Genomic DNA, 22,592 nt, shown 5'->3' on the forward strand with positions numbered 1-22,592 from the left:
TCCTCCCAGAACCTCGGCGGCCGTTCACCGGCCTGTCATTGCCCGGCGACACTGGACGAAAACCGCAGGGGGCTTCAAGTCTGACGCCACGATATTTGGTTACTCGGCGGCCAGACCGGCCGTGAACTGCAGCCGGGCAAGCCTGGCATAAAGCCCGTCCTCGGCCACGAGGCTGTCGTGGGTGCCGGTGGCGACGATGCGCCCGCCCTCGAACACCAGGATGCGGTCGGCCTTCTTCACCGTCGCCAGCCGATGCGCCACGATCAGGGTGGTGCGGGTGCTGGCAAGCTCGTCGACGGCGGCCTGCACGAGGCGTTCGCTTTCCGCGTCGAGGGCACTTGTCGCCTCGTCCAGCAGCAGCACCGGTGCGTCGCGGAGGATGGCGCGGGCGATGGCGATCCGCTGCTTCTGACCGCCAGACAGCATGACGCCGCGTTCGCCCACGTAGGATTCGTAGCCTTCCGGCAGGGCGGTCAGGAAATCGTGGGCGGCGGCGGCGCGGGCGGCGGATTCGACCTCTGCATCCGTGGCATCGGGGCGGCCGAAGCGGATGTTTTCCCGCGCCGTGTCACCGAAGATCACCGGATCCTGCGGCACGAGCGCAAGCTGGTGCCGGAAGGCGCCGCGGTCCATGTCGCGCAGGTCCACCCCGTCGAGGCGGATCGCGCCGTCGTTCGGGTCGTAGAACCGCTGCAACAGCTGAATGATCGTCGTCTTGCCCGCCCCGGAGGGGCCGACGAGGGCTACGGTTTCTCCGGGTTCGACGATCAGGCTGACGTGGTCGAGGGCGGCCACGGTGGGCCGGCCGGGATAGTGAAAGGTCACGTCGTCGAAGACGATCTGCCCGCGTGTCGCATCCGGCACCGGCGTCGGCGTTACGGGATCGGCGACCGCATCCTTCGCGTTCAGCAGTTCGACCAGCCGTTCGGTGGCGCCAGCGGCGCGCTGCAGCTCGCCCCAGACTTCTGTCAGGGCGCCGACTGCGCCGGCAACCATGACGGAGTAGATGACGAACTGCACCAGTTCGCCCACGCTCATCACCCCGCCGCGCACGTCGTGGGCGCCGATCCACAACACGCCGACGATGCCTGCGAAGATCAAGAAGATCACGATGGCCGTCATCCATGCGCGGACGCCGATCCGGGTGCGGGCGGCGCGGTAGCTCTTTTCCGTCACCTCCCAGAATTTGCGGCGGCTCAGGTCCTCATGGGTGAAGGCCTGCACGGTCTGGACCGACAGCAGCGCCTCTGACGCATTGCCGGAGGATTGCGCGATCCAGTCCTGATTTTCGCGACTGAGCTTGCGCAGGCGGCGCCCCAGCACGACGATCGGCACGATGACGGCGGGCACCAGCAGCAGCACGAGGCCGGTCAGCTTGAACGAGGTGAACATCATCAGCACGAGGCCGCCTGCGAAGATCAGCGCGTTGCGCAGCGCGATCGAGACGGAGGAGCCGATGACCGACAGGATCAGCGTCGTGTCGGTGGTAATGCGGCTGAGCACCTCGCCGGTCATGATGTTTTCGAAGAAGGCGGGGGACATGCCGATCATCCGGTCGAAGACGGCGGTGCGGATATCGGCCACCACACGCTCGCCCAGCCGCGTGACGAGGTAGTAGCGCAGCGCCGTGCCCACGGCGAGCAGCGCCGCCACGGCGAGCGCAATCGCGAAGTAGCGGTCGAGGATCTGACCGGCGGTCACGTCGAAGTTGTCGACCACCCGGCGTACGGCCAGAGGCAGGATCAGCGAGACGATGGCGGTCAGGGTCAGGGCGCTGGCGGCCAGCAGCATCAGGCGGCGGTAGGGTGCGAGGAACGGCCAGAGCTGGCGCAGCGCGCCCATGTTCTTCGACTTGGCGCGTTCCGCGTCAATGGCTTGGGGCGCGTCGGCCATGGTGTTCCGTCCTGCTTGCAATGGATCGGACATAAAACCGCGCGGCTTGCGACACAAGCAAAACGCACTGGGGCGCGATGCCGGGTTCGGCTGGCATGATCGAGGGAGGCGGTGGAGCGGGCGACGGGAATCGAACCCGTGTCATCAGCTTGGAAGGCTGAGGTCTTACCATTACACAACGCCCGCGTCGCCAACCGTATAATTCGGTGCAAGCCCCCCCCGCAACCCCTTATTCGGCCGATCCCGGTCACGAAATTGCCCAGATGGTGCGGCATGGCAAGGCATATCACATGTGTTGTCTAGAACGAGATCCACCATGAAATACATATTTCTTGCGCTCATCATGCTTTGCGGCAGTGTATCGGGTGCCGCGGCCCAATCCTGTGGTCCCAATGACCATTACCTTACGGCCGAAATTAACGGCTTTGTTCCAAACGATATGTATTACTGCGCGGGGCAGCAGATTTTCGTCACCAACAACACAACGACGGACCTGTATTTTTACTACAAGCCAATGAGTAGTAATTCTTATAAGCTGAGTGAAGTCATCCGCTCGGGCCGCACCAGCGGGCCTTTTAAGGACTTCAACGCTGGCGACGTCTATGTGGCTCGGCGCAGTGGAGACAATTATTATTACTATCATGGTTCCGGGGTGAAGGCGCGCCTGATCCAAGGTACGGCACCGGACAGCTACTGAATTGCCGTAAGCAGGTCAGGACCCTGCGCACGGTTGGAATTGACGACTGTCGAAACCTTCGTGAACGTCAGCACATCATCGGCCACAGCCTTCATCAAAGGTGCCGCGCCGTGCCCCGCCTCGCCCAGCCAGAGGGGCCAGTCGTCGGGCGGCAGGATGACCGGCAGGCGGTCGTGGATCGGCGCCATCGCCGCATTGGCGCCGCAGGTGACGACGGCGCAGGTGGCGAGCGGCGCGTCGCCTTTCGACCAGTCCTGCCAGATCCCCGCCATCGCCATCGGCGCGCCGTCGCTGTGGGTGACGTACCAAGGCTGGGGCACCTCTCCCTTCACCCGGTGCCATTCGTAGAAGCCGCTGGCCACGATCAGGCAGCGCCGTTCACGCACGGCGGCGCGAAAGGCGGGCTTTTCCGCGATCGTTTCTGACCGGGCGTTGATCAGCAACGGGCCGCCGGACAGCTTGTCGTACCAGTGCGGCACGAAGCCCCAGCGCATGGGGCGCAGGCGGCGCTGCCCGTCGCCCGCCGTCACGACATGGACCGTCTGGGTGGGGCAGACGTTGTAGTCAGGCGTCTTGGGCAGGTCGTTGGCGGGTGCCGCGGCAAAGACCTGCGCCATCGCATCATGAGGAAGGGTGATCGCCATGCGTCCGCACATGCCGGGACTGTAGGCAGGTCCCGCGATATGTGCCAGTCCCCTGCGGCCTGTGCCGGACGAATCGCCGGTGGCGGTTGGGCCCAGCTTGAGGCCTTTGCCTTTTGGCGGGGGCCGATCGCGCTGCCGGATCGCCTGACATTGGCCGGCATGACCGGCCGCAGGTCGCGACAAACCGTCACCCGCACCCGCAGAAACGCGGCCTGCGGGCAACACTCCTGTGTTTTCCCGGCCACGGGCGGTGGTCCCACGGACAGGCCGGCTGGCATGGACGACGGGCTCACCCCTCAAACCATGAAAGGTCCCTTCGATGATCCGGAAGACACATCTTCTTTTGGCGACGACCCTGCTGCCAATCGCCACGGTGGCCGCGGCACAGGACGACGCGACCCGAATCGCCGCGCTGGAAGCGCGGATCGCAGCGCTGGAAAGCGCGCCGTCGGCGCCGACGGCCTTTGGCGCGGACACAGGCACGACGCTGGAGTTCTACGGCTTCGCCAAGCTCGATCTGATCTACGACTTCGGCTACGAGCTGGGTGACACGACCTTCGGCCTGAACGGCATCGGCGCCGCCAGCCCGACCGGCGACTTCTTCAACGCCACCGTGCGTCAGACGCGGCTGGGATTCCGGACCACCACGCAGACCGATCTGGGCGAACTTGGCACGCAGGTCGAGATCGACTTCTACGGTGCCGACGAAATCGAGCCGCGCCTGCGTCACGCCACGGCAACGCTGGGCGGGCTGCGCGTCGGGCAGTACTGGACCCAGTTCATGCCGCTGTCGTCCTACCCCGTGACGCTGGATTTCCAGGGCGTCGCCGGCATCCCCTTCGCCCGGCAGGAACAGGTCGCCTACACCTACGAGATGCCGAACAGCCTTTCGCTGACCGGGTCGATCGAGGAATCGAACGGCGACAGCGACGATCCGGTGCTGATCGCGGCGCTGGCCTATGACACCGATCCGCTGCTGCTGCGCGCATCCGCCCTGACCGGCACGGTAAACACCGCCAGCGGCGGCAGCGCGGACGTCTACGGCATCAACCTGTCGACCACGGCGCAGCTGTGGGACGGGGCCAGCGTCGATGCGTCCTATACCTTCGGCGAGGGGATCAACAGCTACATGGTCTTCGGTGGCGACGATCTGGACGCCGCCGGCGATCCGGTCGAGATGCAGGCGGCCTACATCGGCCTGACGCAGGCGGTTGGCGAAAAGCTGACCCTGCGCGCGATCTACGGCTGGCGCGAGAACGATACGGGTCAGGGCGCGGACGATACAGAGACGCTGACCTCCGCGCATTTGAACGCGCGGTATCAGGTGCTGGAAAACACCTGGGTCGGGGCCGAATATTTCCACGGCACACGCGATACCTTTGGCGGCGCGTCCTACGACGTGGATCGCATCCAGACCTCGGTCCAGATCGACTTCTGACCATGAAAAAGGCGCCCCGGTCCGCACCGGGGCGCCGTCTTCCGCGAGGCCGGGATGGCCTCAGTTCACCGTGATGCGGCCATCGGTATAGGGCGTGTAGGCGCCGTTTTCGGCAATGTAATCCGCCACGACATCCGCCAGATCGGGGCCGAAGTCATAGGCATTCGCAGCCGACTGGAACATCTTGTAGCCGTCGCCGCCGTTGCGCACGAAGTTGTTCGACACCACGCCGTAGGTCGCCGCCGGATCGAGTGGCGCGCCGTCAACCATCACGTCGCTGATGCGGCTGCCCACCTCTGCCGCCGGATCGACGGTGAAGGTCATGCCCGCGACCTGCGGGAAGCGGCCGCCGCCCTCCTCCATTTCGGACACGCCGTTTTCCAGCGCTTCCAGCAGGACCTGCCCCGGCACCTCGAAGGTCGACAGGGTGTTCTGGAACGGCAGAACGGTCAGCACCTCGCCCTTGGTCACCTCGCCCGCGTCGATGCCGGCCCGGATGCCGCCGCCGTTGGTGATCGCGACCTGGATGCCCTGATCCTTCACCCGCGCCAGCATGGCGTCGGCGATCAGGTTGCCGCCGGAACATTCCATCGCCCGGCAGACGTCGCGGCTGCCGTCGACGGCCTCGGTCGTCTCGCCGATGACCTCGTTGCGGATCTCCTCCAGCGGTTTGGCCAGTTCGGCGATGCGATCGACGGTCGGCTGATCCTCGGCCACCGCGGCATCCATCAGCAGCGGCTGGCCAGAGGCCTCGGTGATGACGCCGTCATCGTCGAAGGTCACGTTCAGCTCGCCCAGATACTTGCCGTAGGCATAGGCCTGCACGATGGCGGTGTCGCCGACCATGGTCGGATACTTGCCCTTGGCGCCTTCCATGTCGCCCAGCAGGGTGTTGTCGTGGCCGCCCACGATCACGTCGACGCCGGTCGTGTTCGCCGCCACGTCCTGATCGACGAGGTAGCCCGAGTGCGACAGGACGATGATCTTGTTCACGCCCTCGGCGGTCAGCTTGTCGACCTCTCCCTGCACCGCGTCGGCGGGCTGGGTGAAGATCACGTTGGGGCCGGAGCTGGACAGCTCGTCCGTATCGACGGGGGTCAGGCCGATCAGGCCGATCTTCTCGCCCTTCTTCTCGATGACCGTCGATTTCACGATCTTGTCGGCCAGCAGCGCCTCGCCCGAGATGTCGGCATTCGACATCAGGATCGGGAAGTCGACCGCATCGACGAAGGCGCCCAGCACTTCGGGGCCGTCGTCGAATTCGTGGTTGCCCACGGTCATCGCGTCGTAGCCCAGCTTGTTCATGAACTCGGCGGTCATCGTGCCCTTGTACTGGGTGTAGAACAGCGTGCCCTGAAACTGGTCGCCGCCGTCCACGAGGATTGTGTTGTCGTTCTCGGCCCGCGCCTGTTCCAGCGCCGTGACCAGACGCGCCTCGCCGCCGAAGCAGTCGCCGGCGGTGTTGTCCTCGGGCGCGCAGGGGCCGTCGTACTTGCTGATCGGCTCGAACCGGTCGTGGAAGTCGTTGGTGTGCAGGATGGTCAGGCTGTAGTCGGCGCTGGCGGCACTGGCGGTCAGGGCCAGTGCGGCGGTGGTGCCAAGGATGCGTGCGATCATGTGGATGTCCCCCTAGGATGTCATGCGGGCAGATTGGCCGCGGGTCCGGTTGAAGTCAAACGCGCGGTCAGGTTGATCCTGCGTCACTTCGCCGGCTGCCTAGATCCTGCCTGTAACGCCCGATTGACAGGCAGGCGCCGGCCCCTTGATTTCCCGCGGCCCCTGCGTCATCTGTCGGCCCCATGCTGATCTACAAAATCCTTCGCGCGCCCGAATGGGACGCCCTGCAGGCGGACGGATCGACCGAGGGCGCGCCCGTCGATCTGGCCGACGGCTTCATCCATTTCTCGACCGCCGCCCAGGTGGAGGAGACCGCGCTGAAGCATTTCGCCGATGTGCCGGGTCTGCTGCTGGTCGCCGTCGATGCAGACGGCCTTGGCGACAACCTGCGGTGGGAGCCGTCGCGCGGCGGGGACCTGTTCCCGCACCTTTATCGCCCGCTGCGGGACAGCGACGTGGTCTGGCACCGGCCGCTGCCGCTGGTCGACGGGCTGCACCACTTCCCGGACATGGGCTAGATGTACCGCCATCTGGAGGATCTGGCCCTTCTGGCGCTGCAGCAGATCGATCCCGAACGCGCCCACGGTCTGGCGCTGCAGGCGCTGAACATGGGGCTGGGGCCGTCCGGCGGGCCGGTCACCTCACCGCGGCTGCGCACGACGGTCGCGGGCCTTGACCTGCCTAATCCGGTCGGGCTGGCGGCGGGCTTCGACAAGAATGCCGTGGCGTTGCGCCCCCTCGCCCGCTGCGGCTTCGGCTTCATCGAGGTCGGTGCCGCGACACCACGCCCGCAGGAGGGCAATCCGAAGCCGCGGCTGTTCCGCCTGACCGAGGACGGCGCCGCGATCAACCGCTTCGGGTTCAACAACGACGGGGCCGCGGCGATCGCGCGGCGCCTGAAGGGGCACGCGGGGATCGTCGGCCTGAACCTCGGCGCCAACAAGGACTCCGTCGACCGCGCCGGTGATTTCGCACGGGTGCTGACGACCTGCGGCGATCACGTCGATTTCGCCACCGTCAACGTGTCTTCGCCTAATACGGAGCGGTTGCGCGACCTGCAGGGCAAGGCCGCGCTGTCGGCGCTTCTGAGCGGTGTCATGCGGGCGAACCGCGATCTGGCGCGCCCCGTGCCGGTGTTCCTGAAGATCGCGCCGGATCTGTCGGAGGCCGAAATCGCGGACCTTGCGGAGGTGGCGGAAGCATCGGGCATCGCGGCCCTGATCGCAACCAACACCACGGTCGCCCGCGACGGCCTGCACGGCCCGCACCGCGACGAAAAGGGCGGGCTGTCCGGCCAGCCGCTCTTCGACCGGTCGACACGCGTGGTGGCGCGGATTGCGGGGCTGACCCGGCTGCCGATCATCGGTGTGGGCGGGGTGGCCTCGGCCGAACAGGCCTACCAGAAGATCCGCGCCGGCGCCTCGGCGGTTCAGCTTTACACGGGTCTCGTCTACGGCGGCATCCGTCTCGCGACCGAGATCGCGCAGGGAATGGACGATCTGCTGGCACGGGATGGCCACGCCAGCGTCGCCGATGCCGTGGGATCCGGCCGCGCCGACTGGATCTAGGCGACTTTTCCGCGAGCCGGATCGCATCGGGTGACGGCGAAGCCGATTTTTCTAGAAAAATCGAAAGGCGCCCCCGGCGTTGATGTCGGGCGACAGGTAATCCGGCGCGGCGCGGTCGGGCGTCGTTTCCGATTTTTCTAGAAAAATCGGCGCCTTCCCGCGCCGGCCGCCTTGGCCGCGGGTCAGAGGCCCTTTGCCCTGTAGCTGTCGGCTACCTTGCGGATCGAGACGAGATAGGCCGCCGTGCGCAGGTCCTGCACGTCCTCCCGACCGTGCCAGACGGCCCGCATCGCCTGATAGGCCGTGCGCATCGTGTCATCGAGGCCCGAGCGGACGAGTTCCAATTCATCCGCGCCGCGCAGGTACTTCTCCTTGAAGTTCGGCGTCATCGACCAGCGGTGTTCCAGCATGTCGTCCAGACGCTCCAGCTCGGCCACGATCAGTTCGTGACGCGCCTCCTCGGCCCGACGCTGCATCCGGCCGAAGCGGATGTGGGACAGGTTCTTGACCCACTCGAAATAGGACACGGTCACACCGCCCGCATTGGCGTACATGTCCGGAATGATGACCACGCCCTTGTTGCGCAGGATGTCGTCGGCACCGGCGGTCGTCGGACCGTTGGCCGCCTCGATGATCAGCGGCGCCTTGATCCGGGCCGCGTTGCCGATGTTCAGCACTCCCTCCAGCGCCGCGGGGATCAGGATGTCGCAGTCGTGTTCCAGCAGGGTCGCACCCTCGGCGTCATGGACCGCGTGGGGATAGCCCGTCACCCCGCCGTGACCCGCGATCCACTGCTTCACATCCTCCACGTTCAGGCCCTTCTCGGCGTAGAGAGAGCCGTCGTGTTCGATGATGCCGGTGACGATACAGCCGTCCTCCTCGCTCAGGAACTTGGCGGCGTGGTAGCCCACGTTGCCAAGGCCCTGCACGATGACGCGCTTGCCGTCCAGCTTGCCGGACAGCTTCGCCTTGGCCACATCCTCGGGGTGGCGGAAGAATTCGCGCAGGGCGAACTGCACGCCGCGCCCGGTCGCCTCGGTCCGGCCCTGGATGCCGCCGGAGTTGATCGGCTTGCCGGTCACGCAGGCGGCGCCGTTGATGTCGGTGGTGTTCATCCGCTTGTACTGATCGGCGATCCAGGCCATCTCGCGTTCCCCGGTCCCCATGTCGGGGGCGGGGACGTTCTGGGCCGGATTGATCAAGTCGCGCTTGATCAGCTCATAGGCGAAGCGGCGGGTGATCTGCTCCAGCTCGTGATCGTCCCAGTCGCGCGGGTTGATGCAGAGCCCGCCCTTGGATCCGCCGAAGGGGGCGTCGACCAGCGCGCATTTGTAGGTCATCAGGGCGGCCAGCGCCTCGACCTCGTCCTGGTGAACGGTCAGGGCATAGCGGATGCCGCCCTTGACCGGTTCCATGTGTTCCGAATGCACAGACCGGTAGCCGGTGAAGGTATGGATCGCCCCGCGCAGGCGGACCCCGAAACGCACGACATATGTGGCGTTGCAGACCCGGATCTTCTCTTCCAGCCCCGGCGAGAGATCCATCAGCTTGACCGCACGGTTGAACATGATGTCGACGGATTCGCGAAAGCTGGGTTCGGGCTGAGCCGTGTCGGTCTGGGTCATCTGTTTTCCTTCCCTGATGCCGGATCGCAGCGCTGGACAGGCCGCGCATGCCTCAGGCCTAACCCAAATCGGGTCCGACCCCAACACATCATCGGAAACCCTTCGAAACGATGAACGCCGATGCCGGATCCGGCATCGGCGAAACGGGCCCTGCCCGGCACGTCACCGCCCGGCCAACGCCCTAATTTCGCCATGCCACGCCGGTTTAAGACCGACGTCCGCAACGGGATTCGTCCCCTCGCGCGGGTTGCCGCGGACCCCGAGATGGAAAGACAGGCGATGAGACCGAGACATTCCTCTGCACGGAACCTTCGCAGGACAGCGGCGCGGCATCTTGGCAGATTCGCGCGGGCAGAGGATGGCAACCTGTTCATTCTGGCGGTGCCGCTGATCCTGATCATGGCGATTTGGGGCGGCATCAGCGTCGATCTGATGCGTTACGAGTCCCGGCGCGCGATGTTGCAGGGCGTCACGGACCGCTCTGTCCTGGCAGCCGCGAACCTGAACCAGAGCCAGGATCCGAAGGCTGTCGTCCGCGATTACTTCACCAAGGCCGGGATGGCCGACCAGCTGGTTGGCGATGCGATCGTGACGCAGGGCTACAAGCGGCGCGAGGTCTCCGTGAAGGGAGACTTCAAGATGGACACCTTCTTCATGCGCTATCTGGGAGAGGAGTTCGAGACGCTGGATGCGCCGGCGACCTCCACCGCCGTGCAGGGCGTGGGCGCGGTCGAGGTGTCACTCGTCCTCGACGTGTCGGGGTCAATGGATTTCAATATCAATAACACCTACACGAAGCGGATCGAGAAACTCCGCTCCGCTGCGTCGGGGTTTGTGACGAAGCTACTGCTACCCGAATACAAGGACCGCATCTCGATTTCGTTGATCCCCTATTCGGAACAGGTCAATATCGGGCCCGAGATATTCAACCTATTGAAGATCAATCCAGGCACGAAGCACAACTTCTCGCACTGCATCGAACTGCCGGCATCGGCGTTCACCAAAACGACCTTCGACGATTCACTTTATTACGAACAGACCCAAAACATCCAAACGAACGCATATGGCTTTGGGAGGTACACATCCACCCGGGACAAGAATAATCCGAACCTCGATCAGCCGGTCTGCCCGCGCTTCGATTATGAGCGCGTTATCCCGATCAGCCAGAACGCGACGCAGCTAACGACTGCCATCAGCAAGCTGCAACCTCGCGCTGGCACCTCGATTTTCCTCGGACTGAAATGGGCCACAACCTTACTGGATCCATCGTTTCAGTCAGTTATCAAACGGCTGCCGGCAAGCACGATTGACACGCCTTTTGACGAGCGGCCGGAACCCTACGATCCGGACAAAAGCAAGGGTCAGACAATCCGATCTTTAAAATACATCGTGCTCATGACGGATGGCTTTAATCAAAATTCATATCGACTTTATAACGAGCATTACGATGACCCCAGCGAGCGCTTGTACTGGGCTTATCATAACGTCCCGTGGGTGACGAATAGTGAAGGGAACGCCACCGGACCGCGCGCCCCGCAATCGCGATTCTATAATGATAAAAACTATTTCTACACGGGCACCCAAGGCGCCGGCTACATGGATAGCATGTGTGATGCGGCCAAGAACAAGGGCATCATCATCTACACGATTTCAATGTCAGGTGACGACAACGATCAAGACGATATCGACGGTCGCGCTGCCATGGAAAAATGCGCAACCAGCAAGAACCACTTCTTCAAGACGTCCGGGCAGGAACTGAACGAGATCTTCGACCGGATCGCCAAGCAGATCACCGATTTGAGGCTGACCCAATGATGCGGCACCTCCTTGGCAGACGCGCGACGGCGCCCGTCCGCCGGCCCGGTCGTCTGACACAGGCTCTGCGGCATTTCCGGCGGTCCGAGGCTGGCACGGCGTCGATCGAGTTCGTGCTACTGTTTCCCGTCGTCTGGATGCTTTTCGGCCTGACAATGGAATCGGGCATGTACGGGATGCAGCAGGTGATGCTTGAACGCGGCCTGGACCTGACCGTGCGTGAGGTGCGCCTTGGCTTGATGGAGGAACCGACACGCGAAAAGCTGATCGCCCAGACCTGCAAATATGCGCTGATCTTGAACAACTGCGAAAACAGCCTGCGGATGGAGATGATCCCTGCCGACGTCCGCAACTGGAAGGCCATCTCGCGAGAGGTACCCTGCATCGACCGCAGCGAAAAGGGCGTTCCCGTCATGAACATCACGAACGGCGGCAATAACCAATTGATGGTCCTGCGAGCCTGCGTGCTGATCAAGCCGCTGCTGCCGCTGGCAGAACTTGGCCGCACGCTGGTCGCCAACAACGCCAACAGCGACGATGAATACGCGCTGTCCGTCACGTCGTCCTACGTCATGGAACCGTTCCAGATTCAGGGGGGATCGCTCTGATGATCGCGCAGCACCGGTCGTTGACCCTGTCGATCCGTCGGTGGTGGCGGCGCGAGGACGGGTCGATGACGCTCGAATTCCTGATCTTCGCCCCGCTGATGTTCTTCACATTCGTGGGCACGCTGGCGTTCTTCGATGCCTTCCGGGCAGAGTCGATCAACGAGAAGGCGGCGATGACCATCGCCGATCTGATAAGCCGGGAAACCGGTTACATCAACGATGCCTATATCGACGGCACCTACGGCCTGCTGAAATTCCTGATCCGTGGCGACGCAAAGCCGGACATGCGCGTCAGCGTCCTGCGGTTCGAGGAAAAGAGGAAGGGCGCGAACACGACGGATCAGGACCGCTACCGGCTGGTCTGGTCAAAAGCGCGCGGCACCGGCGCCCACGTGGCCATCACCGACAACGAGGCCAAGACGATGTTGCCGAAACTGCCGACCATGGTGCACGACGAACGTCTTATCGTGGTCGAGACGTGGTCCAACTACAAGACATTCTTCAATTTCGGCTTCAACATCGCCTGGACGTCCGCGGATGGCACCGCGGCTCCGCCGCCGGACAACATCCTCTTGACCTCGCTGATCTTCACCGCGCCGCGGGTCGGGCTGGCGCAGACCTGCTTCAACAATACCACGAACGTGGCGAACCGGATCTGCTGAGCGCTCACTCCGGCGGCGGGGCCGTGTCGAGTGCGATGCGGTCGGCCATCGCCTTGGACTCGCTCGGCGGGGCAAGGCCGCCGATGCCCACGCGGCGCCCCAGACACCAGTAGAGCCCCGGCTGCCATGCCCGCGGCTGCGCGCGGCGCAGGGCAAGGTTGAAGCCGTTCGACGGCCGCAGCGACAGCGGGCTGCGATCGACGCCCTGAATGGCGTCGCGGGGGGCGATGACCCGGCCCTGCCCGTCGATTAGGCCCTGCGCCGTCCAGCGCAGGCAGTCGTGCCGGCCGCGCCACAGGGCGAACGCGACCCAGAGCGTTGCAACGGCCACGGCGATCATCACCGCCTGCGGCAGCGGTTCTTGTCCCGGCGCCGTGCGCAGCAGCAGGGCCGCCAGCCCCAGCATGACCGCGATCCCGCCGCCGGTTCGCGCCGGCGTCGGCGAAAGCGACAGGGCCTGCCGGTGGTCCGGTGGCGACGATGGCGTCATGATGCAATCTCCTGCGATGCGGTCCGGCGGGAACGGGGCCCTGCCGCCGCCTTCCTACGCCTTTCCGGCATGCGCGTCGCGGGCGAATGTCTCCGCCGGTCGCTCCGGCAGGTCCGGCCCGGCGGTGACCGCACGGCGCACAAGGTCGCAATAGACCTCTGCCACCTCTGCCGCGGTCAGCCGGCCGCCGGGGTCATACCAGTTCGTGATGCCCGTCAGCAGCGCGATCAGGCCCAGCGTCGTGACCCGCGGATCGCGCAACGCGAAATCCCCGGTCTGCAGACCCGCGCGCAGTATCGCCTCCAGCCGGTCCTCGTAGCCGCGACGCAGGGCCGCGATGCGGACGTAGTTCTCTGGCGAGAGGTTGCGCAGTTCCATGTAGCTGAGGAAGACCACGTCGCGCCGCGGCAGGTGAAAGGCGATATGGAAGCGCGTGAAGGCCTCCAGCTGGGCGGGGGGCGTGCCGCGCAGGTCCGCGGCGTCGAGGGCGCGGCCCAGTTCCATCATGTGGTCACGCAGCAGATCGAACAGCAACGCCTGCTTGTCGGCGGTGTAATTGTAGAGCGCCCCCGCCTGCACACCCACTTCTGCCGCGATCTGGCGCATCGACACGGCGGCGAAGCCTGCCTGCGCGAAGAGACGCAGGGCGACCTCCTGCACCTTCGGTCCGGTGATCCCGGCATGAGAGCCCTGCTTGCGTGCCATGGGCCCAGATAAATGAACGCCCGTTCATTTGAAAAGCGGTTTCGCCGGCGGGGCCCAGCACCTATGCTGCGGGCGTGTCCCAAAGGTAGCACCATGACCCCTGCCCGCCTGCCCCTTTTCCCCCTGCTGATCGCACTGGTCGGCTGCGCCACGCCGCCGGCGCTGGACGGGCGCATCTCGGCCGCGGCGGCGGCGGCCCCCTACCCGACGTTGCAACCCTTGGCCCCGCTGCTGGCGCGCGCATCCGCGCCGCCACGGATCACGCCGCAGACAACGGGCAGCACGCAGGGCGCGGCCGCCGGGCTGCGCGCCCGTGCTGCGGCCCTCCGCGGCCCGGTGGTCGACGGGGCGACACGGACCCGGATGAACCAGGGCGTCGCACGGGCCGCGTTGCGGTAGTCCCGGCTTTTCGCTAACACCCCCGCAACGCAGCCTGTCCGGAGACCCGCCCATGTCAGATCCCCTTCGCCTCGGTATCGCGGGATTGGGCACCGTTGGCGTGGGTATCGTGCGGATCGTGCAGGCCCACGCGGACCTGCTGGCCGCGCGCGCCGGGCGGCCCATCGCGATCAGCGCCGTGTCGGCCCGGTCGCAAAAGGACCGCGGGGTCGATCTGTCGGGCTACGCGTGGGAGGACGATCCAGTCGCCCTTGCCGCCCGCGATGACGTCGACGTGGTGATCGAGGTGATGGGCGGACACGACGGCCCCGCCAAGGCCACGACCGAGGCCGCCATTGCCCATGGCAAGGACGTGGTCAGCGCCAACAAGGCGCTGCTGGCGATCCACGGTCAGGCCCTGGCCGAAGCGGCCGAGGCCGCGGGCCGCGTGATCCGGTTCGAGGCCGCCGTCGCCGGCGGCATCCCTGTCGTCAAGACGCTGACCGAGGGGTTGGCCGGCAATGCCATCGCCCGCGTGCTGGGCGTGATGAACGGCAGCTGCAACTACATCCTGACCCGGATGGAGGATGCGGGCCTGACCTACGCAGAAGTCTTCGAGGAGGCGAACCAACTGGGCTATCTGGAGGCCGACCCGGAGCTTGACGTAGGCGGCATCGACGCGGGGCACAAGCTGGCCCTGCTGGCCGCCATCGCCTTCGGCACACAGGTCGATTTCGACGGCGTGGCGCTGGAAGGCATCGGGTCCGTCACGATCGAGGATATCCGTCAGGCCGCCGACATGGGCTACAGGATCAAGCTGCTGGGCGTGGCGCAGATGACCGGCCGCGGGCTGGAACAGCGCATGTCACCCTGCCTTGTCCCCGCGGGATCGCCGCTGGCGCAGTTGCAGGGCGGCACCAACATGGTCGTGCTTGAAGGCGACGCCGTGGGCCAGATCGTCTTGCGCGGCGCCGGTGCGGGGATGGGTCCGACGGCAAGTGCCGTGATGGCCGATGTCGTCGATCTGGCGCGCGGGACGCGCTATCCGACCTTCGGCCAGCCCGCCAAGGGTCTGCGTCGCGCCCGGGCGGCCACCGCCGCGATCCCGGCGCCCTATTACCTGCGCCTGCAGCTTCTAGACAAGCCCGGCGCCCTTGCCAAGGTCGCGACGGTGCTGGGCGATGCCGGCGTCAGCATCGACCGGATGCGCCAGTACGACCACGCGGACACGGCGGCCCCGGTGCTGATCGTGACCCACAAGACGACCCGCGCGGCCCTGGACGAGGCGCTGGCCCGCTTTGCGGATACCGGCGTCGTCACCGCGACGCCCGTCGCCATCCGGATCGAGGCGGTCTGACCTTCCTGCGGGCCTGACGTGTCGCAGGAGGCGGCATGAAAAGCCCTGACCGTTAGCGATCACATGGTTGTCATGCCACGGGTTTAGACGCTAGGTCCGCGAGAGGATCACGAAGGAACCCCCAGATGCCCCCCGTCACCGATTTCAACGACCGCACCCTGTCCCTCGGCCTTGCCCGTGTGTCGGAGGCGGCGGCCATCGCCTGCGCCTCGCTGATCGGTCGCGGGGACGAGAAGGCCGCCGACCAGGCCGCCGTCGACGCGATGCGCACCCAGCTCAACAAGCTCGACATCGCCGGCGTCGTCGTCATCGGCGAGGGTGAGCGCGACGAGGCCCCGATGCTCTACATCGGCGAGGAGGTCGGCACGGGCAAGGGGCCCGGCGTGGACATCGCGCTCGACCCGCTGGAAGGCACGACGCTGACCGCCAAGGACATGCCGAACGCGCTGGCCGTGATTGCGATGGGCCCGCGCGGCAGCATGCTGCACGCGCCGGACGTCTACATGGACAAGCTGGCCATCGGGCCGGGGTTCAAGGCCGGCGTGGTGACACTCGACATGACCCCCTCGGAAAGGGTCTCGGCGCTGGCGGCGGCCAAGGGCTGCTCGATCAACGACATCACCGTCTGCGTGCTGGAACGCCCGCGGCACGAGGAGATGATCGCCGAAATCCGCTCGACCGGGGCCGCGATCCGGCTGATCACCGACGGCGACGTGGCGGGTGTCATGCACTGCGCAGAGGCGGCGCGCACCGGCATCGACATGTACATGGGGTCTGGCGGCGCGCCGGAGGGCGTGCTGGCGGCGGCGGCCCTGAAATGCATGGGCGGCCAGATCTTCGGCCGTCTGATGTTTCGCAACGACGACGAGCGCGGCCGCGCGACCAAGGCCGGGATCACGAACTTCGACCGGGTCTATACCCGCGACGACATGGTGACCGGCGACGTGATCTTTGCCGCAACCGGCGTGACGGATGGCTCGCTGCTGCCGGGGATCAAGCGTGAACTGGGTTTCGTGACGGCAGAGACCGTGCTGATGCGGTCCAAGACCGGGTCCGTGCGTCACATGCGGTATCGCAATCCGGTGGCGTAAATGGTCGGGCCTGTGGCCCGAGCCTTTGGCGGGCGTTAATCAGGCCAAGTGAAGGTGGGGGGCCTGTCCCTGATCCCGTGCCTGTGGCACAAGGCGGCCGGATACCGACCGCGGGGAACAGTGTGACCGAAAAGGCAGCCTTTCTGAACGTGGCGGCGTCGCTGACCGGGCGGCGCTGGCTTGGCCCGGGTCTGGTCGAGGACCGCGCCTGCGATGCGATGGAACAGGCCACCGGACTGCCCGCCGCCCTGTGCCGCACGCTGGTGCGACGGGGGGTGGCCGCCGACCGTGGGGCCGCCGACGCGTTTCTGGCCCCGACCCTGCGCGACCTGCTGCCCGACCCGCGCTCTCTGCGCGACATGGAAACGGCGGCCGCACGATTCCTTGCGGCGGTGAAGGCCCGCCAGCGGATCGCGGTCTTTGCGGATTACGACGTGGACGGCGGCGCCTCTGCCGCGCTGCTGATCGTCTGGCTGCGCGACATGGGGTTGCACGCGACGCTCTATATTCCGGATCGCATCGACGAAGGCTATGGCCCGAACGATGCCGCCATGGCCGCCCTCGCCCGCGATCACGACCTGATCGTCTGCGTCGACTGCGGCACCCTGTCCCACGGCCCCATCGCCGCCGCCCGCGGCACGGACGTCATCGTGCTCGATCACCATCTGGGGGCCGAGACGCTGCCGCCGGCGCTGGCGGTGGTCAATCCCAACCGGCAGGACGAGGACGGCACGCTGGGGCACCTCTGTGCCGCGGGCGTCGTGTTTCTGCTGCTGGTCGAGGCGAATCGCCGCCTGAAGGCGGAGGGCGTGGCGGGGCCGGACCTGATCGGGATGCTCGATCTCGTGGCGCTTGCAACCGTGGCCGACGTGGCCCCGCTGATCGGCGTCAACCGGGCCTTCGTGCGGCAGGGACTGACCGTGATGGCCCGGCGCGACCGGCCCGGCCTGCGGGCGCTGGCGGATGTGGCGGGCATGGATCAGGCGCCGACGGCCTATCACCTCGGCTTTCTGCTGGGTCCGCGCGTCAACGCAGGCGGCCGCATCGGGGCCGCCGACCTTGGCGCGCGGCTGCTGTCGACCGCCGATCCGCATGAGGCAACGGCCCTGGCCGACCGGCTGGACCTGCTCAATACCGAACGGCGCGAGGTCGAGGCCCGGGTGCGCGATGCGGCGCTGGCGCAGGCCGAGAGCCGTGGCCTTGACGGCCCGCTGGTCTGGGCGGCCGGCGCAGGCTGGCACCCCGGCGTGGTCGGCATCGTTGCCGCCCGCCTGAAGGAGGCGACGAACCGCCCTGCCATCGTGATCGGCCTCGACGGCGGCATCGGCAAGGGATCGGGCCGGTCGGTCAGCGGCATCGACCTCGGCGCGGTGATCCAGCGCGTCGCGGCCGAGGGTCTGCTGCTGAAGGGCGGCGGTCACCGGATGGCCGCCGGCCTGACCGTGGCCGAGGACGCGCTGCCGGCCGCGATGGACCGGATCGGCGCTTTGCTCGACCGGCAGGGCGCCGGGGCGCTCGGGCCTTCCGACCTGACGATCGATGCGCTGCTGATGCCCGGCGCGGCGACGGTCGAGCTGATCGACCGGATCGCCGCCGCCGGTCCCTTCGGCGCCGGCGCACCCGCACCGCGATTCGCGTTTCCCGACTGCCAGATCCTTTTCGCCAAGGCGGTCGGCACCGGCCACCTCAAGGTCACGTTCGGCGACGGTCTGGGCGCGCGGATCGATGCGATCGCCTTCGGTGCGATGGATGGCCCGCTGGGGGCGGCCCTCACGGGGCACGGCGGGGCGCGATTCCATCTTGCCGGGCGTCTGGAGGTCAACACATGGCAGGGCCGGCAGAGCCCCCAGCTGCGTCTGGAGGACGCGGCGCCTGCCTGAACCCCTCTCGCTCGTCCGCCGCAATCTTTTTGCAGCGCAGCGCCGAAAATGCACTTGCACCCCCCCGACGCCTTGCCTAAAAGCGCCCTACCAAATGTGGCCCGTTCGTCTATCGGTTAGGACGTCAGGTTTTCAACCTGAAAAGAGGGGTTCGACTCCCCTACGGGCTGCCACGGTTCTCCTTCTCTTGCAGATGTCGCTGCAGCGCAGAGCGCCGGTACGACTGCCGTCGTCAGTCGCTGTGCGGTGATTGCGATGTTGTCAGAAAAGGTGTCCTAATTTCGAAGCACCAGTCGATAAGCCCATACCGCGAACGTGCAGCGACGCACGGATCGATATCGGTCACGCCATCTCGCCATCATGTCAGGATCGATCTGGTGCCCCCACACGGACTCGAACCGCGGACCTACTGATTACAAATCAGTTGCTCTACCAGCTGAGCTATAGGGGCACTGGGCGCGATTTAGCGCGGGGCGTGGCGGGGTGCAAGGGGTTAGCGATGCGCGCGGGCCAGCAGGATGACAGCCAGCAGGCCGACGGCGCAGATGACGAGGGCGGCGGGGGCGGCTTCGGCGATGTTCTCGAGGCTGGCCTTGGCGTAGACGCGCGTCGAAAGCGTGTCCTGGCTGGACAGCATCAGCGTCGCGGGCAGTTCCTTGATGGCGTCGACGAAGGTCAGCAGCAGCGCCGATCCGACGCTGGCACCGATCAATGGCAGATGAACGGCCCGCAGCGTCTGGCCGGCGTTGCGTCCCAGCGATCTGGCGGCCATGGGCAGGCTGGCCGGCACGCGACCGAGGGCGGCATCGGCGGCCCCCTGCGCGATGGCGAAGAAGCGCACGACATAGGCCAGCACCAGCACCCCGGCGCTGCCCGTCAACAGCAGCCCCGGATCGCGACCGGTGATGCGCAGGATCATGTCGGCCAGACCGTTGTCGAAGGCCGCCAGCGGCACGAGGATTCCCAGCGCCAGCACGGCGCCCGGGGCGGCGTAGCCGAGCCCCGTGACCGGCAGCAGCAGACGCGGCAGCGTGCGGCCCGACAGGCGCGTGCCGTAGACCATGAAGACGCCGCCGATCACCGCCAGCACCGCCGCGATGCCGCAGATCGCAAGGGTGCGCAGCAACGCTTCTGCCAGTCCCGGGGCGGTCCATTGGGCGGCCCCCAGCGCGTGAGAGGTCAGCACGCCCACCGGCAGCACGAAGCCCGCGAGCACGGGCATGGCGCAGGCCGCAGTTGCGGCCCAGGCCCCTGCCCCGGTCAGACTAGCGGGCGTCACGGGCCGCACGTTGCGGGCGGAGGTCGCGAACCGCGACCGGTGGCGCGAGACCTTCTCGAGCGCCACGAGAACCACGATCACCGACAGGATCACGCAAGCGATCTGCGCCGCGCCGCCCAGATTGCCACCCTGCCGCCAGACAGAGAAGATGCCGGTCGTCAGCGTCTGCACGGCGAAATAGTCGACTGTGCCGAAATCGTTCACCGTCTCCATCATCACGACCGCCACGCCCGCCGCGATGGCGGGGCGGGCCAGCGGCAGCCCGACCCGCCAGAACCGCGCGACCGGGCCGGCGCCCAGCGCGCGCGCCACCTCGTAGCCCGCGCCGCTTTGTTCCCGGAACGCGGCTCGGGCCAGCAGATAGACGTAAGGGTAGAGCGCGGCCGAGATCACGAGGATCGCGGCACCGCGCGTCCGGATCTGCGGAAACCAGTAATCGCGCGAGGTGGCCCAGCCGAAGCTCGCGCGCAGGGTGGTCTGCACCGGCCCCGCGTAATCCAGGAAATCGACCAGCGCGTAGGCCCCCACATAGGCGGGCACCGCCAGCGGCATCAGCAGCGCCCATTGCAGCCAGCCCCGCCCGGGAAAGCGGTACATCACCACCAGCCACGCAGTCACCGTGCCGACCAGCGCGGTCAGCGCGCCGGTGCCCGCCATCATCACGCCGGTGTTCAGCAGGTAGCGCGGCAGGGTCGTGGACAGCAGGTGGGGCCAGATGTTATCGGTCGGCGTCAGCGCGAACCAGACGACCGCCACCAGCGGCGCAAGCACGATCACCGCGATCGCGACGGCCCCGGCGGACCACGGGTTCACCCCCGTCCAGCGCACGCCACGCCGCACCGATGATACCTGAGCAGTTTGGTCTGACATGGCGTCAGCGCTAGACGAAACCGGTTCCACTGTCCAGAAATCCCGTTATGATCCCACAAAACCACAACAAGACGTGAGCAGGACAGTCATGGAAATCGCTTTGCATCTCGGCGCCAATTGCACCGACGAGGACCGGTTGCTGAAGTCGATCCTGAAGAACGTTGACACGCTGGCCGAACACGGGATCAATGCGCCCGGTCCCGGCAAGTACCGCCGCCTGATCCGGGAGACGATCCAGAGCCTCGACGGTGCTGCCCCGGCCACGGACGCCCGCCAGATCATGCTCGACGCGATCCTCGACCATGACACGCCCCGGCGACTGGTGATGAGCAACACGAACTTCATCTGCGTGCCCAATCGCATCTTCGAGAACGGGGTGCTGTACGATCAGGCGGAATTCAAGCTGCGCGGCTTCCTGCAGCTGTTCCCCGAGGACGAGATCGACATCTACCTTGCCCTGCGCGACCCCGCGACCTTTCTGCCGGATGCCTACCGCCGGTCGAAAGCCGACAGCTTTGCCGCCTTCATGCAGGGCAGAGAGCCGCACGGCGTCGTCTGGTCGGACCTGGTGCGGCGGATCCGGCAGGTCGCGCCGCAGGCGACGCTGACCGTCTGGTGCAACGAGGACACGCCGCTGATCTGGGCCGAGCTGATCCGCGACATCGCGGGGCTGGACAGGGACGTGAAGATCACCGGCGGCTTCGACCTGCTGGCCTCGATCATGTCGAAGGAGGGCATGAGCCGCTTTCTGGCCTACATGCAGGCCCACCCGCCGCAGACGGACACGCAAAAGCGCCGGGTCATCGCGGCTTTCCTCGACAAATACGCCCTGAGCGACGAGATCGAGGAGACCGTCGATCTGCCCGGCCTGACCGAAGACGACATTTCGGACCTGTCGGAGGCCTATGAGGAAGATGTCGCCCGCATCGCGGCCATGCCCGACGTCACCTTCATCGCGCCCTGAGGTGACGCGGAGGCGAGGTCGCCTCAGCTCATGCCGAGGGCGGCCATGTACATTTCCATCATCGCCTCTTCCTCGTCCAGATCGTCCTTGTCGCGTTTGCGGATGGCGATGATCTTGCGGATCACCTTCACGTCGTAGCCGCGGCCCTTGGCCTCGGCCATGACTTCCTTCTGCGCATCGGCGATGTCCTTCTTCTCCGCCTCCAGACGCTCGTAGCGTTCGATGAACTGGCGCAGCTCCTCGCCGGCGACGTTCTCGGTCTGGATATTCGTGGCGGTGTCGGACATGGCGGCTCTCCTGTCGGGTGGAATGAGGGCATTCCCTAGCCTCTGGCCCCCGGCCTTGCAAGGCCCGGACCCTTGCGCGGGGCGCGCCGACGCGCTAGCGGGGGCGCCACGCGGAACGGGGGCTGACGATGACATATCTGATCTGGGTGGGTGCCGTGATTTCGGTGCTGGGCCTGTGCGGCGTGATCTATTCCGTGATCGCCGTCGCGCGCGCCAAGCGCAGCGGGATGGACGATGCCGCCCTGCGGATGCGTATCGGTCAGGTCATGCCGGTGAACCTCGGGGCCTTCATGGCAGCGATGCTGGGTCTGGCCATGGTGCTGGTCGGATCGCTGCTGGGCTAGCGGGCGAGCGCGATGTCCAGCAGTTGGTCGATCCGGCGGTCGGCCAGCGCGTAAAGCATGATCCGGGCATCCGTGTCGCTGCGGTGACAGCTGACCAGCCCGTCGCCGCGCATCCGCATCAGCTGCAGCGACACTGCCGATTGCGGCGCGTCGAGCGCGTCCTGCAAGGCGCCCACGGCCAGCGGGCCCGCCCGCAACGCCGCAAGGAGACGCAGGCGCATGGGATGCGACAGGCTGCGGAACAGCGCGGCAGTCGTTTCTGCCGTGGCGACATCCAGCGCAGTCTCGGGTGGGATCGGGTCGGTCATCGCAGCCTCCGGCCGGGTGGGTGGGCAGGACGGACGTTGCCATGGCTGGCGCCCGCCCGTCACCCCGTCTAA

Annotated in this window: 22 protein-coding genes and 3 tRNA genes; 14 read left to right on the forward strand and 11 right to left on the reverse strand. The window is 66.4% G+C overall.

What is annotated here, in order from left to right; genetic code table 11:
- Positions 1 to 99: 99 nt before the first annotated feature.
- Together BUA54_RS12175 and BUA54_RS12180 are read right to left on the reverse strand one after the other, a co-directional pair.
- Positions 100 to 1,893 carry an ABC transporter transmembrane domain-containing protein gene (locus BUA54_RS12175; RefSeq protein WP_072857525.1) on the reverse strand — a complete coding sequence of 598 codons (1,794 nt, stop codon included), beginning with the start codon at positions 1,891 to 1,893 and terminating at the stop codon, positions 100 to 102.
- 112 nt (positions 1,894 to 2,005) lie between these two features.
- Positions 2,006 to 2,079 (reverse strand) — tRNA-Gly (locus BUA54_RS12180).
- Between the two features lie 130 nt (positions 2,080 to 2,209).
- On the opposite strand from BUA54_RS12180, the gene BUA54_RS12185 reads away from it, so the two are divergent.
- Positions 2,210 to 2,590, forward strand: a complete 381-nt coding sequence (locus tag BUA54_RS12185) for a hypothetical protein (RefSeq protein WP_072857526.1) — start codon at positions 2,210 to 2,212, stop codon at positions 2,588 to 2,590.
- Here the strand turns inward: BUA54_RS12185 and BUA54_RS12190 are convergent.
- Entirely contained in the window at positions 2,584 to 3,246 is a 663-nt protein-coding gene (locus BUA54_RS12190) for an SOS response-associated peptidase (RefSeq protein WP_072857527.1), read from the reverse strand. The two genes, BUA54_RS12185 and BUA54_RS12190, sit on opposite strands and share 7 nt — an antisense overlap.
- Before the next feature lie 307 nt (positions 3,247 to 3,553).
- On the opposite strand from BUA54_RS12190, the gene BUA54_RS12195 reads away from it, so the two are divergent.
- Positions 3,554 to 4,672, forward strand: coding sequence for a DcaP family trimeric outer membrane transporter (locus tag BUA54_RS12195; protein WP_072857528.1), 1,119 nt, complete (start codon positions 3,554 to 3,556; stop codon positions 4,670 to 4,672).
- 60 nt (positions 4,673 to 4,732) lie between these two features.
- Here the strand turns inward: BUA54_RS12195 and BUA54_RS12200 are convergent, their stop codons facing one another.
- Complete coding sequence (locus tag BUA54_RS12200; protein ID WP_072857529.1) at positions 4,733 to 6,289, reverse strand: bifunctional metallophosphatase/5'-nucleotidase; 1,557 nt, start codon at positions 6,287 to 6,289, stop codon at positions 4,733 to 4,735.
- A gap of 182 nt (positions 6,290 to 6,471) precedes the next feature.
- Here BUA54_RS12200 and BUA54_RS12205 point away from each other — a divergent pair, with 182 nt between their 5' ends.
- Positions 6,472 to 6,807 carry a DUF952 domain-containing protein gene (locus BUA54_RS12205; protein WP_072857530.1) on the forward strand — a complete coding sequence of 112 codons (336 nt, stop codon included), beginning with the start codon at positions 6,472 to 6,474 and terminating at the stop codon, positions 6,805 to 6,807.
- The gene (locus BUA54_RS12210) at positions 6,808 to 7,857 is read left to right on the forward strand and encodes a quinone-dependent dihydroorotate dehydrogenase (protein ID WP_072857531.1); all 1,050 of its coding nucleotides are present in this window, start codon (positions 6,808 to 6,810) and stop codon (positions 7,855 to 7,857) included. It abuts the gene before it with no gap.
- Between the two features lie 182 nt (positions 7,858 to 8,039).
- On the opposite strand, the gene BUA54_RS12215 is transcribed toward BUA54_RS12210, so the two are convergent.
- The gene (locus BUA54_RS12215) at positions 8,040 to 9,482 is read right to left on the reverse strand and encodes a Glu/Leu/Phe/Val family dehydrogenase (RefSeq protein ID WP_072857532.1); all 1,443 of its coding nucleotides are present in this window, start codon (positions 9,480 to 9,482) and stop codon (positions 8,040 to 8,042) included.
- Between the two features lie 120 nt (positions 9,483 to 9,602).
- Between BUA54_RS12215 and BUA54_RS12220 the strand changes: the two genes are divergently transcribed.
- From BUA54_RS12220 to BUA54_RS12230, 3 genes are read left to right on the forward strand one after another with little or no spacing between them, the layout of a single operon-like run.
- Positions 9,603 to 11,297 (forward strand): pilus assembly protein, encoded by a 1,695-nt coding sequence (locus BUA54_RS12220; RefSeq protein WP_143155414.1) that lies wholly within the window; start codon positions 9,603 to 9,605, stop codon positions 11,295 to 11,297.
- Positions 11,294 to 11,905 (forward strand): TadE/TadG family type IV pilus assembly protein, encoded by a 612-nt coding sequence (locus tag BUA54_RS12225; RefSeq protein ID WP_084114374.1) that lies wholly within the window; start codon positions 11,294 to 11,296, stop codon positions 11,903 to 11,905. Before BUA54_RS12220 ends, BUA54_RS12225 begins: the two co-directional genes overlap by 4 nt.
- Positions 11,905 to 12,567 (forward strand): TadE/TadG family type IV pilus assembly protein, encoded by a 663-nt coding sequence (locus BUA54_RS12230; RefSeq protein WP_072857534.1) that lies wholly within the window; start codon positions 11,905 to 11,907, stop codon positions 12,565 to 12,567. Before BUA54_RS12225 ends, BUA54_RS12230 begins: the two co-directional genes overlap by 1 nt.
- Before the next feature lie 4 nt (positions 12,568 to 12,571).
- Here BUA54_RS12230 and BUA54_RS12235 read toward each other — a convergent pair whose 3' ends face one another.
- Positions 12,572 to 13,057 carry a hypothetical protein gene (locus BUA54_RS12235; protein ID WP_072857535.1) on the reverse strand — a complete coding sequence of 162 codons (486 nt, stop codon included), beginning with the start codon at positions 13,055 to 13,057 and terminating at the stop codon, positions 12,572 to 12,574.
- Positions 13,058 to 13,111: 54 nt separating this feature from the next.
- Positions 13,112 to 13,762, reverse strand: a complete 651-nt coding sequence (locus BUA54_RS12240; RefSeq protein WP_072857536.1) for a TetR/AcrR family transcriptional regulator — start codon at positions 13,760 to 13,762, stop codon at positions 13,112 to 13,114.
- Between the two features lie 93 nt (positions 13,763 to 13,855).
- Between BUA54_RS12240 and BUA54_RS12245 the strand changes: the two genes are divergently transcribed.
- The 5 genes from BUA54_RS12245 to BUA54_RS12265 all read left to right on the forward strand — a co-directional run bounded on the left by BUA54_RS12245 (position 13,856) and on the right by BUA54_RS12265 (position 18,641).
- Positions 13,856 to 14,161: a hypothetical protein gene (locus tag BUA54_RS12245; RefSeq protein WP_072857537.1), complete on the forward strand. Its 306-nt coding sequence runs from the start codon at positions 13,856 to 13,858 to the stop codon at positions 14,159 to 14,161.
- A gap of 52 nt (positions 14,162 to 14,213) precedes the next feature.
- Entirely contained in the window at positions 14,214 to 15,497 is a 1,284-nt protein-coding gene (locus BUA54_RS12250; protein ID WP_072857538.1) for a homoserine dehydrogenase, read from the forward strand.
- Positions 15,498 to 15,622: 125 nt separating this feature from the next.
- Positions 15,623 to 16,588 carry a class II fructose-bisphosphatase gene (glpX, locus tag BUA54_RS12255; protein WP_072857539.1) on the forward strand — a complete coding sequence of 322 codons (966 nt, stop codon included), beginning with the start codon at positions 15,623 to 15,625 and terminating at the stop codon, positions 16,586 to 16,588.
- Positions 16,589 to 16,710: 122 nt separating this feature from the next.
- A complete protein-coding gene (gene recJ, locus BUA54_RS12260; RefSeq protein ID WP_072857540.1) occupies positions 16,711 to 18,468 on the forward strand; it encodes a single-stranded-DNA-specific exonuclease RecJ in 1,758 nt (585 codons plus the stop codon).
- Positions 18,469 to 18,566: 98 nt separating this feature from the next.
- Positions 18,567 to 18,641: transfer RNA gene (locus BUA54_RS12265), tRNA-Glu, on the forward strand.
- A gap of 202 nt (positions 18,642 to 18,843) precedes the next feature.
- Here the strand turns inward: BUA54_RS12265 and BUA54_RS12270 are convergent.
- Positions 18,844 to 18,919, reverse strand: a tRNA-Thr gene (locus BUA54_RS12270).
- A gap of 42 nt (positions 18,920 to 18,961) precedes the next feature.
- Complete coding sequence (locus BUA54_RS12275) at positions 18,962 to 20,617, reverse strand: ABC transporter permease (protein WP_072857541.1); 1,656 nt, start codon at positions 20,615 to 20,617, stop codon at positions 18,962 to 18,964.
- 88 nt (positions 20,618 to 20,705) lie between these two features.
- On the opposite strand from BUA54_RS12275, the gene BUA54_RS12280 reads away from it, so the two are divergent.
- Positions 20,706 to 21,581, forward strand: coding sequence for a hypothetical protein (locus BUA54_RS12280; RefSeq protein WP_072857542.1), 876 nt, complete (start codon positions 20,706 to 20,708; stop codon positions 21,579 to 21,581).
- Between the two features lie 23 nt (positions 21,582 to 21,604).
- Here BUA54_RS12280 and BUA54_RS12285 read toward each other — a convergent pair whose 3' ends face one another.
- On the reverse strand, positions 21,605 to 21,868 hold the full coding sequence (locus tag BUA54_RS12285) for a DUF2312 domain-containing protein (protein WP_072857543.1): 264 nt from the start codon (positions 21,866 to 21,868) through the stop codon (positions 21,605 to 21,607).
- Positions 21,869 to 21,996: 128 nt separating this feature from the next.
- On the opposite strand from BUA54_RS12285, the gene BUA54_RS12290 reads away from it, so the two are divergent.
- The gene (locus BUA54_RS12290; RefSeq protein WP_072857544.1) at positions 21,997 to 22,212 is read left to right on the forward strand and encodes a hypothetical protein; all 216 of its coding nucleotides are present in this window, start codon (positions 21,997 to 21,999) and stop codon (positions 22,210 to 22,212) included.
- Here the strand turns inward: BUA54_RS12290 and BUA54_RS12295 are convergent.
- Complete coding sequence (locus BUA54_RS12295) at positions 22,209 to 22,520, reverse strand: ArsR/SmtB family transcription factor (RefSeq protein ID WP_072857545.1); 312 nt, start codon at positions 22,518 to 22,520, stop codon at positions 22,209 to 22,211. The two genes, BUA54_RS12290 and BUA54_RS12295, sit on opposite strands and share 4 nt — an antisense overlap.
- Positions 22,521 to 22,592 lie beyond the last annotated feature (72 nt).

The sequence above is a fragment of the Loktanella atrilutea genome, assembly GCF_900128995.1.
Classification (GTDB): domain Bacteria; phylum Pseudomonadota; class Alphaproteobacteria; order Rhodobacterales; family Rhodobacteraceae; genus Loktanella; species Loktanella atrilutea.

Coding starts and splice junctions, on each gene's coding strand:
- BUA54_RS12175 (WP_072857525.1), bottom strand. CDS start 1,893: ATGGCCGACGCGCCCCAAGCCATTGACGCGGAACGCGCCAAGTCGAAG.
- BUA54_RS12185 (WP_072857526.1), top strand. CDS start 2,210: ATGAAATACATATTTCTTGCGCTCATCATGCTTTGCGGCAGTGTATCG.
- BUA54_RS12190 (WP_072857527.1), bottom strand. CDS start 3,246: ATGTGCGGACGCATGGCGATCACCCTTCCTCATGATGCGATGGCGCAG.
- BUA54_RS12195 (WP_072857528.1), top strand. CDS start 3,554: ATGATCCGGAAGACACATCTTCTTTTGGCGACGACCCTGCTGCCAATC.
- BUA54_RS12200 (WP_072857529.1), bottom strand. CDS start 6,289: ATGATCGCACGCATCCTTGGCACCACCGCCGCACTGGCCCTGACCGCC.
- BUA54_RS12205 (WP_072857530.1), top strand. CDS start 6,472: ATGCTGATCTACAAAATCCTTCGCGCGCCCGAATGGGACGCCCTGCAG.
- BUA54_RS12210 (WP_072857531.1), top strand. CDS start 6,808: ATGTACCGCCATCTGGAGGATCTGGCCCTTCTGGCGCTGCAGCAGATC.
- BUA54_RS12215 (WP_072857532.1), bottom strand. CDS start 9,482: ATGACCCAGACCGACACGGCTCAGCCCGAACCCAGCTTTCGCGAATCC.
- BUA54_RS12220 (WP_143155414.1), top strand. CDS start 9,603: ATGCCGGATCCGGCATCGGCGAAACGGGCCCTGCCCGGCACGTCACCG.
- BUA54_RS12225 (WP_084114374.1), top strand. CDS start 11,294: ATGATGCGGCACCTCCTTGGCAGACGCGCGACGGCGCCCGTCCGCCGG.
- BUA54_RS12230 (WP_072857534.1), top strand. CDS start 11,905: ATGATCGCGCAGCACCGGTCGTTGACCCTGTCGATCCGTCGGTGGTGG.
- BUA54_RS12235 (WP_072857535.1), bottom strand. CDS start 13,057: ATGACGCCATCGTCGCCACCGGACCACCGGCAGGCCCTGTCGCTTTCG.
- BUA54_RS12240 (WP_072857536.1), bottom strand. CDS start 13,762: ATGGCACGCAAGCAGGGCTCTCATGCCGGGATCACCGGACCGAAGGTG.
- BUA54_RS12245 (WP_072857537.1), top strand. CDS start 13,856: ATGACCCCTGCCCGCCTGCCCCTTTTCCCCCTGCTGATCGCACTGGTC.
- BUA54_RS12250 (WP_072857538.1), top strand. CDS start 14,214: ATGTCAGATCCCCTTCGCCTCGGTATCGCGGGATTGGGCACCGTTGGC.
- glpX (WP_072857539.1), top strand. CDS start 15,623: ATGCCCCCCGTCACCGATTTCAACGACCGCACCCTGTCCCTCGGCCTT.
- BUA54_RS12275 (WP_072857541.1), bottom strand. CDS start 20,617: ATGTCAGACCAAACTGCTCAGGTATCATCGGTGCGGCGTGGCGTGCGC.
- BUA54_RS12280 (WP_072857542.1), top strand. CDS start 20,706: ATGGAAATCGCTTTGCATCTCGGCGCCAATTGCACCGACGAGGACCGG.
- BUA54_RS12285 (WP_072857543.1), bottom strand. CDS start 21,868: ATGTCCGACACCGCCACGAATATCCAGACCGAGAACGTCGCCGGCGAG.
- BUA54_RS12290 (WP_072857544.1), top strand. CDS start 21,997: ATGACATATCTGATCTGGGTGGGTGCCGTGATTTCGGTGCTGGGCCTG.
- BUA54_RS12295 (WP_072857545.1), bottom strand. CDS start 22,520: ATGACCGACCCGATCCCACCCGAGACTGCGCTGGATGTCGCCACGGCA.